Here is a 12,381-nt window from a genome sequence, read left to right on the forward strand (position 1 = left end):
TGGAAAGGAGAGAACGGGGTATGAATGGATTATTATGGGTGAATTTAATTGCAACCATTCTTGTAATCGCTTACGGTGCCTATTTATTCGTGTACTTGCTAAAAACGCGATACGAATTCATAAAACTAGGCAAGAAACAAGAATTTGACAATAACGTAAGCGAGCGCCTTAAAAATATTTGGGTGTATGTGTTCGGACAGAAAAAGCTTTTAAAGGACAAGAAAAGCGGTGCGATTCACGTCATGTTTTTCTACGGCTTTCTGCTTGTTCAGCTAGGAGCTATTGATTTTATTATTAAAGGAATTGTTCCAGGGGCGCATCTTCCTCTAGGTCCATTATATGAGGGGTTTAAGTTCTTCCAGGAGATTGTCACTTTAGTGATTCTAGTCGCTGTGGTTTGGGCTTTCCACCGCCGCTATATTGAGAAGCTTGTCCGTTTAAAACGAGGCTGGAAAAGTGGACTAGTTCTTATATTTATCGGATTGCTTATGTTATCTGTATTAGTAGGAAATGGCATGGACTTGATCTGGCATGAAGGACAGGATGTGCACTTTACGTGGTGGGAGCCTGTAGCATCAAGCATTGCCGTAGCATTTGCAGGAATTGGCAAGCTTCCGGCTATTGGTGTGTTCTACGTGTCATGGTGGATTCATTTATTCGTTCTATTAACATTCTTAGTTTATGTTCCTCAATCAAAGCATGCTCACTTAATTGCTGGGCCTGCCAATGTATATTTCCACCGTCTGGACCAGGCAGGGACATTAAAAGCGATTGACTTTGAAGATGAATCTCAAGAGTCATTTGGGGTAGGGAAAATTCAAGATTTTAATCAACTACAGATGATTGATTTTTATGCCTGTGTGGAATGCGGCCGCTGTACAAACATGTGCCCGGCTACAGGAACAGGAAAAATGCTTTCGCCAATGGATTTAATCGTCAAGCTTCGTGATAACTTAACGATGACAGGTGCTGCGGTTACAGGTAAACAGCCTTGGGTTCCGGCATTTGCTTTTTCTAATACGAAAGGCAATCAGCTGGCCATGGCGAGTGCGGCACAAGGAGCTGGAGCAGAAGTAGCGGCGGACCTTTACCATCCGAGTCTAATTGGCGATGTCATTACAGAAGAAGAGATTTGGGCTTGTACGACTTGCCGAAACTGTGAAGATCAATGTCCAGTAATGAATGAACATGTGGATAAAATTATTGACCTTCGCCGTTACCTCGTATTAACAGAAGGAAAAATGAATCCAGATGCCCAGCGCGCGATGCAAAACATCGAACGTCAAGGAAATCCTTGGGGATTAAACCGTAAAGAGAAAGAAAACTGGCGCGACCTTCGCGATGATGTTCGCGTACCAACAGTGAAAGAAATGAAAAAAGCAGGGGAAGAGTTCGATTACTTACTATGGGTTGGTTCTATGGGTGCCTTTGACAGCCGAAGCCAGAAGATCGCTTTATCCTTCGCGAAATTATTAAACGAAGCAGGCGTCAAGTTTGCCATTCTTGGGAACAAAGAGAAGAATTCCGGTGATACGCCTCGCCGCTTAGGAAACGAGTTCTTATTCCAGGAGCTTGCAACAGCCAACATTGCTGAGCTTGAAAAAAATGAAGTGAAGAAAATCGTCACGATTGATCCTCATGCCTACAATATCTTTAAAAATGAGTACCCTGAATTAGGGTTTAAAGCTGAAGTGTATCACCATACAGAACTGTTGGATCAGTTAGTCAAAGAAGGCAAGCTGAAACCGCAATATGAGGTAAATGAAACGATCACGTTCCATGACTCTTGTTACTTAGGACGATACAATGACGTGTATGATCCTCCGCGTGAGATATTAAAATCGATTCCTGGTGTGAAATTGGTAGAGATGGAGCGCAAACGCGAAACAGGCATGTGCTGTGGAGCTGGCGGCGGTTTAATGTGGATGGAAGAAGACACAGGTCACCGAATCAATGTGGCTCGTACCGAACAAGCTTTGGCTGTTAATCCATCTGTGATCAGTGCGGGCTGCCCGTATTGCTTAACGATGCTGTCCGATGGTACGAAAGCGAAAGAAGTGGAAGAAACAGTATCCACATATGATGTAGCGGAACTTCTTGAAAAAGCGGTCTTCGGCCCTTATCAAGCAGTCGCAGAACCAGAGGAAGAAGAAGTAACAGAGGCAGATACGGAAGTTACGGTTCAAGCAGAAAACGAACTGAACGAAACACCAGCTGATTCTGAAGAAACAGCAAAAAATAATCCAACATCGCTTCACTAAATAGAAAAAGGGGTTGATCTAATGGGAGCAGCCCCTTCTTTCTAAGTAAAAATATAAATTTTCAATATTTTCAATTTTATTATTTAAATTTATTGGATTTTCTTTTAAAATAAACAGTATGAGAAGTAAAAAATGGCATCGCGCCTTTTTTTATGTTAATCTTTCGAGCGAGCGTTCAGTCAAAATTGGAAACGGTTACGATAAGCAGAGGAAAGACAATTAAAGGAGGAGAAAAGAATGGTAAAAACAGTAATTATTGATGGAGCACGTACACCTTTTGGAAAATTCGGAGGAGTAATGAGTTCTCTAACAGCTTCACAGCTTGGCGGAGTTGCGATTAAAGAAGCATTAAAACGTGCGGGTGTCAGTGCCGATCAAGTAGACGAACTGATCTTTGGCAACGTATTGCAAGCCGGACAAGGACAAATTCCTTCAAGACAGGCAGCGAGAGAAGCAGGAATTCCATGGGAAGTGAAAACAGAAACAATTAACAAAGTGTGTGCATCCGGTCTTCGCAGTGTCACGTTAGCGGATCAAATCATCCGTGCAGGCGATGAAGAAATCATTGTTGCTGGCGGAATGGAATCAATGTCTAATGCGCCTTATGCGATGCCAAAAGCTCGCTGGGGATTAAGAATGGGTGAATCTAAGCTTGTCGACTTGATGATTCATGACGGATTATCTTGCAGCTTTACAGGTGTGCACATGGGTAATTACGGAAACAGCACAGCAGAAGAGTTTAACTTAACGAGAGAAGAGCAAGATGATTGGGCAGTACGCAGCCATGAGCGCGCAGTAGCAGCTATGGAAGCAGGCAAGTTTGAAGAAGAAATCGTAGCAGTAGAAGTGCCGCAGCGAAAAGGGGAGCCAGTCGTTGTGACACAAGACGAAGCGCCTCGTAAAGATACAACGAAAGAAGTGCTTGAAAAACTGCGTCCGGCATTCGGCAAAGACGGCACGATTACAGCAGGAAATGCACCTGGCATTAATGATGGAGCAGGCGCACTTGTATTAATGAGCGATGAGCGTGCTGAAAAAGAAGGAAAAACACCTTTAGCTACAGTGATTGGCCATGCAGAAGTGGCTGTTGAAGCAAAGAATTTTCCGCAAACGCCAGGGCTTGTTATTAATGAAATCTTAAAGAAAACTGGAAAGTCTCTTGAAGAAATCGACTTATTTGAAATTAACGAAGCCTTTGCTGCGGTGGCTTTAGCCAGCGGAAAAATTGCGGATCTTGATCCTGAAAAGGTCAATGTAAACGGAGGGGCAGTTGCACTAGGACACCCAATCGGAGCAAGCGGAGCGCGAATTATTTTAACATTGGCTTACGAATTAAAACGCCGCGGCGGCGGTATTGGTGTAGCAGCGATCTGCTCAGGCGGAGGCCAGGGCGACGCCATTATGATCGAGGTTAAAGGCAGCTAATTGAAACTAGACTAGAGGAGGCACAAAGAAAGGTACATAACTATTCCTTTTTTTAAGCCCTCCTCTTTTTAAAGAGAACGTACAATTACTTACGAGGGGGAGAAGAAATGAAAGTCAAAAAATTAATGGTCATTGGCGCAGGGCAAATGGGGTCAGGAATTGCTCAAGTTTGTGCGCATGCAGGGTATGAAGTCATTCTAAATGATATAAAAGAAGAATTTCTGGAACGGGGATTAGGTGTGATTGATAAAAATCTTTCACGCCAAGTGCAAAAGGAAAGAATGACTGAAGCCGAGAAAGAAGAAGTCCTTGGCCGCATTGAAAAGTCTACAGATCTGCAAGATGCGAGTGGCGTAGATCTTGTCATTGAAGCGGCGGTTGAAAACATGGAAATTAAGCGTAAAATTTTTGCTCAGCTGGATGAAATCACGCCAGAGCATACGATTTTAGCTTCTAATACTTCTTCATTACCGATTACAGAAATTGCCGCAGCTACAGACCGTCCGGAGAAAGTGATCGGCATGCATTTTATGAATCCGGTTCCGGTTATGAAGCTAGTAGAAATTATCCGTGGTCTAGCTACTTCCGATGAAGTGTATAAAACAATCGAAGATATGACAAATACGCTCAATAAAGTGCCAGTAGAAGTAAATGACTTTCCTGGCTTCGTCTCCAACCGAATTCTTATGCCGATGATCAACGAAGCGATCTACACGCTATATGAAGGTGTGGCAACGAAAGAAGCGATTGACGATGTCATGAAACTTGGAATGAATCATCCAATGGGACCGCTCACACTTGCAGACTTTATCGGACTAGATACTTGCCTATACATTATGGAAATTCTGCATGACGGATTTGGAGACGATAAATACCGTCCATGCCCGCTGCTTAGAAAATATGTAAAAGCTGGCTGGCTGGGCAAGAAATCCGGCAGAGGCTTCTATACGTACGAGTAAAAAGTTGGGCTAATCAATCACGCAGGTATGAAAATGGAAGACGCCAATTAATCACAACAAAGGCAACAGGGGGAGAAGAGCATGGAATTGCGATTCACAGAAGAGCAGGAAATGATGCGTAAAATGGTCAAAGACTTTGCAGAAACGGAAATTGCTCCTTTTATTGAGAGAATGGAAGATGGAGAATTCCCTCGTGAAATACTTAATAAAATGGCTGAGCTTGGCTTAATGGGAATTACGATTCCTGAAGAGTATGGTGGAAGCGAAATGGATTTTACTTCTTACATCATTGCTATTCATGAACTGTCTAAAGTCAGCGCAACGGTAGGGGTGATTCTGTCTGTTCATACATCAGTCGGAACGAATCCAATTCTTTACTTCGGTACAGAAGAACAAAAGCGCAAGTACGTGCCAAAGCTTGCATCAGGAGAGTTTTTAGGTGCTTTCTGTTTGACAGAACCAAGCGCGGGTTCAGATGCAGCCAGTATGAAAACAAAAGCAGTGAAACAAGGCGATCACTATATCATTAACGGTTCAAAAGTGTTTATTACAAATGGTGGAGAAGCAGATACATATATTGTTTTTGCTTCGACAGATCCGAGTGCAGGCGGTAAAGGGGTGTCAGCATTTATCGTTGAGAAAGATACACCAGGTTTAATTATCGGAAAAGACGAGCATAAAATGGGTCTTCATGGTTCACGGACACTTCAGCTTACTTTTGAAGATATGAAAGTGCCGGCCGAGAATCTGTTGGGGCAAGAAGGAGAAGGGTTTAAGATTGCCATGGCTAACCTCGATGTGGGACGAATCGGGATTGCCGCACAATCCTTGGGGATCGCTGAAGCATCATTAGAGGAAGCCACAAAGTACGCGAAAGAGCGCCAGCAATTCGGAAAACCGATTGCAGCTCAGCAAGGTCTGGCATTTAAACTGGCTGATATGGCAACAAATGTGGAAGCAGCTAAGTTACTTGTTTACCGGGCAGCGGATCTGCGCACGAAAGGTCTACCGTGCGGCAAGGAAGCATCCATGGCGAAATTATTCGCATCAAAAACAGCTGTTGAGTCAGCGATTGAAGCCGTTCAAGTACATGGGGGATATGGGTACACGAAAGAATATGCGGTCGAACGTTACTTCAGAGATGCGAAAGTGACTGAGATTTATGAAGGAACAAGCGAAATTCAAAAATTAGTCATCGGCAAGCATTTAACCAAATAAAAGGGCGGGGGAAAAGAGAATGAACTTCCAATTAACTGAAGAACACGAAATGATTAGAAAAATGGTGCGCGACTTTGCTAAGAATGAAGTTGAGCCTACAGCGGCAGAGCGTGATGAAGAAGAGCGCTTTGATATGGACTTATTCAAAAAAATGGCGGAGCTTGGCTTAACGGGGATTCCTTGGCCGGAAGAATACGGCGGCATCGGAAGCGACTATTTAGCCTACTGTATCGCTGTTGAAGAATTATCACGTGTCTGTGCGTCAACAGGGGTTACATTGTCAGCTCATACCTCACTTGCAGGCTGGCCTGTTTATAAATTCGGATCAGAAGAACAAAAGCAGAAGTACTTAAAGCCAATGGCCCAAGGGGAAAAAATCGGAGCCTATGGATTAACTGAGCCAGGTTCAGGATCCGATGCGGGCGGCATGAAAACAACAGCTCGTTTAGATGGAGATGAGTATGTCTTAAATGGATCTAAAATCTTTATTACGAACGGCGGCATCGCTGATATTTATGTCGTGTTTGCATTAACAGATCCATCATCTAAACAACGCGGCACAACAGCATTTATCGTTGAAAAAGACTTCGCAGGCTTCTCTGTTGGAAAGAAAGAAAAGAAACTGGGCATTCGTTCTTCACCAACAACAGAAATTATCTTTGAAGATTGCCGAGTGCCGAAAGAAAACGTACTTGGTGAGGAAGGCGATGGCTTCAAGATTGCCATGATGACACTTGATGGCGGCCGTAACGGAATCGCTGCCCAAGCGGTAGGCATTGCACAAGGGGCATTAGATGCCTCTGTCGAATATGCGAAAGAGCGCCAGCAGTTCGGCAAGCCGATTGCTGCTAACCAAGGAATCTCATTTAAATTGGCAGATATGGCTACAAGCGTAGAAGCTTCCCGTCTTTTAACGTATCAAGCAGCTTGGCTTGAATCTGAAGGACTGCCATACGGTAAAGAATCGGCCATGTCTAAATTAATGGCTGGTGATACAGCAATGAAAGTATCAACTGAGGCAGTTCAAATCTTTGGAGGCTACGGCTATACGAAGGACTACCCAGTTGAGCGTTATATGCGCGATGCGAAGATTACACAAATCTATGAAGGTACACAAGAAATTCAGCGTCTTGTCATTTCAAGAATGCTAACGAAATAAGGCAATTACTTTTTATAAGTTAAGAGGAAACAGAGAATCATGCGACAGGGTGAGCTGGCTAGTTGAACAAGGGGAGTCAGTCCCTGGCGCATGAACTCAGACCTATCTTATAAAGGCCCTTAATAAGGCGGTTGATAGATATGAACGAAAACAATAAACGAAAAGTCCATGCGTCTGTTAAAGATGAGCAGCTGATCCAAAAAAGGCGGAACGAAATGATTAGGGGTGCCGTTACGCTTTTTAAGCAAAAGGGATTTCACCGAACAACGACAAGGGAAATTGCTAAAGCTTCTGGATTCAGCATAGGCACTTTATACGAGTACATACGGACGAAAGAAGATGTACTCTACTTAGTCTGCGACAGCATTTATGATCAGGTAAAAGAACGGCTGCAGCAAATTGATACGGAAGCGGGTACGATTGAAAACCTGAAACTAGGGGTTGGCTATTACTTTAAAGTAGTTGATGATATGCAGGATGAAGTGCTTGTCATGTATCAAGAAGCGAAATCCCTTTCAAAGGATGCGCTGCCTTATGTCCTGCAGAAAGAAATGGAAATGGTCGGGATGTTTGAAACACTGATTCGGTGCTGTGTCGAGAACAATGAGCTGGAAATGGATGAACGAACCATTCATATGCTCGCTCAAAATATTTTTGTACAAGGACAAATGTGGGGATTCCGTCGCTGGAGTTTGAGGAAAGCGTTTACAATAGACGACTACATCGACTTGCAGACGGATTTGCTTTTTGCTGGTATTGATGGATACCGAGTGAAAAAATAAGGGGGAGAAACATGAGTCAAACAGTGGAAATATATAAACCGAAACACCATATTCGATTTGTTACAGCTTCCAGTCTTTTTGATGGACATGATGCTTCAATTAATATTATGAGACGAATTTTACAAGCCAGCGGAGCAGAGGTCATTCATTTAGGGCATAACCGTTCAGTAGAAGAAATTGTGAATGCGGCGATTCAAGAAGACGTGCAGGGGATCGCGATTTCTTCTTACCAAGGCGGGCATGTAGAATACTTCAAATACACCTATGACTTGCTGAAAGAAAAGGGCTGTTCGCACATTCGCATTTATGGCGGAGGCGGCGGGGTTATTATACCAAGAGAAATTCAAGAGCTTCATGACTATGGGATTGCCCGCATCTTTTCACCTGAAGACGGCCGTACGAGCGGGCTCCAAGGGATGATTAACCGGATGCTTGAGGAATGTGATTTTCCAACAGCAACAAGTGCTGTAAAAGCAGAGTTAGATGAATTAAAAACTGGTGCAGCACCTGTCATTTCTAAGCTGATTTCATTAGCGGAGGATCAAGTCGATGCCGATCCAGCTTCACAGGCAGAGACGAAAGAAATTTTAGAACAGATTGATGAAATGAAGGCGAATGTGCCAGTCGTAGGGATCACAGGCACTGGAGGAGCAGGAAAAAGCTCATTGACAGATGAGTTAATCCGCCGCTTCTTAAATGAACTTCCGGACAAAAAGGTCGCGATTCTTTCCGTAGATCCGACGAAGCAAAAAACGGGGGGCGCCTTGCTCGGAGACCGGATTCGCATGAATGCCATCTTCTCTAATCGTGTATTTATGCGCAGCTTGGCCACCCGTAATTCTCGTTCTGAATTATCATTAGCTATTAAAGATGCGATTGCAGTAACTAAAGCAGCTGGCTTCGACTTAATTATCGTTGAGACGAGCGGGATTGGCCAAGGGGATGCGGAAATCGCTGAAATTTCTGATGTATCGATGTATGTAATGACGAGCGAATTCGGTGCCCCGTCACAGCTTGAGAAAATTGATATGATTGATTTCGCTGACTTAATTGTGATCAATAAATTTGAAAGAAAAGGATCAGAGGATGCTAAGCGCCAAGTTCAGAAGCAGTACCAGCGCAGCCGCAACCTTTTTGACCAGCAGCTTGATGACATGCCGGTTTACGGGACGATCGCCAGTCAATTTAATGACCAAGGCACAAACGCACTTTTTGCGGCATTAGTGGACGTCATTAATAAGAAAGCAGGTACAGACTGGTCCACGTCATTCGACAAAAACGTCGATGTCGAAAAACAAAATGTCATTATACCGAATGATCGCCGCTATTACCTGCGCGAAATTACGGAAGCGGTTCGAGGCTACCATGGCAAAGCAGCGGAGCAAGTGAAAATTGCCCGGCGTCTGTTCCAGCTTGAAGGTGCGATCGAGGAGGTTAAGGCAAAAGAAACAAACAGTGACGTCCTGTCTTCCCTAGAAGCATTGAAAGCTTCGGTTGAAGAGCATTTAACGCCTGAATCTAGAAAAGTGCTGAATAGCTGGCACGAATTAAAAGAAAAATACTCCGGCAAAGAATTTGTCACGAAAATCCGTGATAAGGAAATCGTGACAGAATTAACAACGACTAGCCTTTCTGGTTTAGCGATTCCGCGTGTGGCGCTGCCTAAATTTGAAGATTACGGCGAAATCCTGCGCTGGGTATTTAAAGAGAATGTGCCTGGTGCCTTCCCTTATACAGCTGGTGTGTTTCCGTTTAAACGCAAAGGAGAAGATCCGAAGCGTCAATTTGCGGGAGAAGGAACGCCGGAACGAACGAACCGCCGCTTCCACTACCTGTCTAAAGATGATGATGCGAAGCGTTTAAGTACCGCTTTTGATTCAGTTACTTTATACGGGGAAGACCCAGATCACCGCCCAGACATTTATGGAAAAGTAGGCGAGAGCGGCGTCAGCATTTGTACGCTTGAAGATATGAAGAAGCTGTATGCAGGCTTTGACTTATGCCATCCGTCTACATCGGTTTCCATGACGATTAACGGCCCAGCGCCAATTATCTTAGCTATGTTTATGAACACAGCCATTGATCAGCAGGTGAAAGCGAAAGAAGAAGAACTCGGACGCACCCTGACAGTGGAAGAGTTTGGCGAGGTTCGTGCCCTAACGCTGAAGACGGTTCGCGGAACGGTTCAAGCCGATATTCTAAAAGAAGATCAAGGGCAAAACACATGTATTTTCTCAACTGAATTTGCCCTTAGAATGATGGGAGATATTCAGCAATACTTTATCGATCATCAAGTCAGAAACTATTATTCTGTTTCTATTTCTGGCTACCATATTGCAGAAGCAGGGGCGAACCCAATTTCTCAGCTGGCTTTCACACTCGCTAACGGATTTACGTATGTGGAATATTATTTAAGCCGCGGGATGAACATTGATGACTTCGCGCCGAATTTATCCTTCTTCTTCTCTAACGGTTTAGATCCTGAGTATACAGTGATTGGACGGGTAGCTCGCCGTATTTGGGCAACAACGATGCGTGATAAGTATGGAGCAAATGAGCGCTCGCAAAAGCTGAAATACCACGTTCAAACATCTGGCCGTTCTCTGCATGCGCAGGAAATTGATTTCAACGACATCCGTACGACATTGCAGGCACTCATGGCTTTGCAGGATAACTGTAACTCCCTTCATACAAATGCCTATGATGAAGCGATTACTACACCAACGGAAGAATCGGTTCGCCGTGCGATGGCTATTCAAATGATTATTACAAATGAGCATGGCTTATCGAAAAATGAAAATCCGCTGCAAGGCTCTTTCATTGCGGAGGAATTAACGGATTTAGTAGAAGAAGCTGTGTTAAAAGAGTTTGAGAGAATTAATGATCGCGGCGGTGTACTTGGCGCCATGGAAACGCAGTATCAGCGCGGGAAAATTCAAGAAGAATCCATGCATTATGAAATGCTGAAGCATACGGGTGAATTGCCGATTATTGGCGTCAACACGTACTTGAATCCAAACCCTCCATCAGAGGACGATATTAACAACATGGAGCTTGCGCGTGCGACGAAAGAGGAAAAGGAAACCCAAATTACGAATTTGAAGAACTTCCAAGAGCAGCATCAAGACCAAACTGAAGCAGCGCTTGCCCGTTTAAAAGAAGCAGCTGTCAGCGGAGGCAATATCTTTGCTGAGTTAATGGATACAGTAAAAGTAGCAAGTCTTGGCCAAATTACGAAGGCATTGTATGAAGTAGGCGGTCAATACAGAAGAAATATGTAACAATTTAGGTGGCTTATGAGTCCCAGACTGGCTTGTGGGAAAACGGCGGATGATCGCTGTATCTCGCAGGATTCAGAGACTGGAGACGGCGTAAGCCGCCTTTTTATATGTAAAGATTCAAAATACGCATAAAGAAAGCGTTTACTTAAAAGGAGTTATGGGCAAGCTAATAATAAAAAGACTGTGGGAACCGAAAAATCCAGTAATTAAATTTTCAAAAACTTTACACAGGAAATTCAGCTTTTCTTTTACAATGTAAGGGAGAAAGAAGTACAATAAACAGGATAAAGATGGGATGTGACAAGGTGAACCAAATGACAAGAACGATCGCAGTAGCTGCCTATATCATTGTTTTCCTTTGGCTCTATCATATGCAATTAGGTTCAATCCCCCTACTTCTTTTAGCCATCTATTTATTCTATAAAAGTTATCAAGAATGGAAAAAGCCAGCACGCCCTTATATTCAAGAAGAAACTGAAACGGCTGAAGAAACCCCGTCTGTAAAAAGGACACAAAAAAAAGCGGGAATCGTGACATAAATCTAGCATAAGCCCGCTATTTTTGTTTATAATGAAAAATATGCATTCTAATTATTGCCTTTTTCACTCAGAGAGAAGAGTGTTTGTAAATAGAGAAGGGACGTGCGAGAATTGAGTTTGAAACAATTGTCTAAAGAAGAATTAAAAGAAATGTCTTTTATTGAACTGGCACATGAAATTTTAGGAGAAAGCAAGCAGCCTTTAACTTTCCAGGAAATTCTAAATAAGATTCAAGGATATTTAGAGATTTCTGATGAAGAAGTGAAACAGCGTATGGTGCAATTCTATACAGATCTAAATATTGACGGCAGCTTTCTTACGCTAGGGGAGAACCGCTGGGGACTGCGCGCTTGGTATCCTGTGGATCAAATCGAGGAAGAAGCAGTATCTGCCGTGAAGACGAAAGCGAAAAAGAAAAAAGCTAAAAAAGCTGAAGTTGAAGATCTTGAGGACGAAGAAGAACTGGACTTTGACGAAGAAGATTTAGAAGAAGAAGTCGATGAATTAGAAGACCTAGTGGATGAAATTGATGGTCTGGATGATGACGATGATGAAGACGAGGACGATGATGACGGCTTCGATGATGATCTAGTCACAGACGACGATGATTTTGACTTGGATGATGACGAAGAAGATGAAGATGAAGATGAAGATTTAGACGAAAAATAAGATTTTTAATCTTTTCTTGACTTCTTTTAAGCGGAATTGTAGTATTTTATTTGGGCTCTTTAAAGAGAATTGCTAACGTTAATAACGC

9 protein-coding genes are annotated in these 12,381 nt (G+C 43.3%); all 9 read left to right on the top strand.

From position 1 onward, the window contains the following. Positions 1-20: 20 nt before the first annotated feature. The 9 genes from JOC78_RS06235 to rpoE all read left to right on the top strand — a co-directional run bounded on the left by JOC78_RS06235 (position 21) and on the right by rpoE (position 12,293). Positions 21-2,261 (top strand): (Fe-S)-binding protein, encoded by a 2,241-nt coding sequence (locus tag JOC78_RS06235; RefSeq protein WP_204553639.1) that lies wholly within the window; start codon positions 21-23, stop codon positions 2,259-2,261. A 237-nt stretch (positions 2,262-2,498) separates the two neighbouring features. Beyond that, positions 2,499-3,686, top strand: a complete 1,188-nt coding sequence (locus JOC78_RS06240; RefSeq protein WP_204553640.1) for an acetyl-CoA C-acetyltransferase — start codon at positions 2,499-2,501, stop codon at positions 3,684-3,686. 107 nt (positions 3,687-3,793) lie between these two features. Beyond that, positions 3,794-4,645, top strand: a complete 852-nt coding sequence (locus tag JOC78_RS06245) for a 3-hydroxybutyryl-CoA dehydrogenase (protein ID WP_204553641.1) — start codon at positions 3,794-3,796, stop codon at positions 4,643-4,645. An 81-nt stretch (positions 4,646-4,726) separates the two neighbouring features. Beyond that, positions 4,727-5,863, top strand: a complete 1,137-nt coding sequence (locus tag JOC78_RS06250; protein ID WP_204553642.1) for an acyl-CoA dehydrogenase — start codon at positions 4,727-4,729, stop codon at positions 5,861-5,863. Between the two features lie 19 nt (positions 5,864-5,882). Further along, a complete protein-coding gene (locus tag JOC78_RS06255; RefSeq protein ID WP_204553643.1) occupies positions 5,883-7,022 on the top strand; it encodes an acyl-CoA dehydrogenase in 1,140 nt (379 codons plus the stop codon). A 140-nt stretch (positions 7,023-7,162) separates the two neighbouring features. Continuing rightward, the gene (locus JOC78_RS06260; protein ID WP_204553644.1) at positions 7,163-7,804 is read left to right on the top strand and encodes a TetR/AcrR family transcriptional regulator; all 642 of its coding nucleotides are present in this window, start codon (positions 7,163-7,165) and stop codon (positions 7,802-7,804) included. Between the two features lie 11 nt (positions 7,805-7,815). After that, on the top strand, positions 7,816-11,085 hold the full coding sequence (icmF, locus tag JOC78_RS06265) for a fused isobutyryl-CoA mutase/GTPase IcmF (RefSeq protein WP_204553645.1): 3,270 nt from the start codon (positions 7,816-7,818) through the stop codon (positions 11,083-11,085). Between the two features lie 314 nt (positions 11,086-11,399). Next, complete coding sequence (locus JOC78_RS06270; RefSeq protein ID WP_204553646.1) at positions 11,400-11,624, top strand: hypothetical protein; 225 nt, start codon at positions 11,400-11,402, stop codon at positions 11,622-11,624. Positions 11,625-11,735: 111 nt separating this feature from the next. Continuing rightward, entirely contained in the window at positions 11,736-12,293 is a 558-nt protein-coding gene (gene rpoE / locus JOC78_RS06275; protein WP_204553647.1) for a DNA-directed RNA polymerase subunit delta, read from the top strand. The last annotated feature ends 88 nt before the right edge of the window (positions 12,294-12,381 follow it).

The organism is Bacillus ectoiniformans (assembly GCF_016908875.1).
GTDB classification, from domain to species: Bacteria; Bacillota; Bacilli; order Bacillales; family Domibacillaceae; genus Bacillus_BX; species Bacillus_BX ectoiniformans.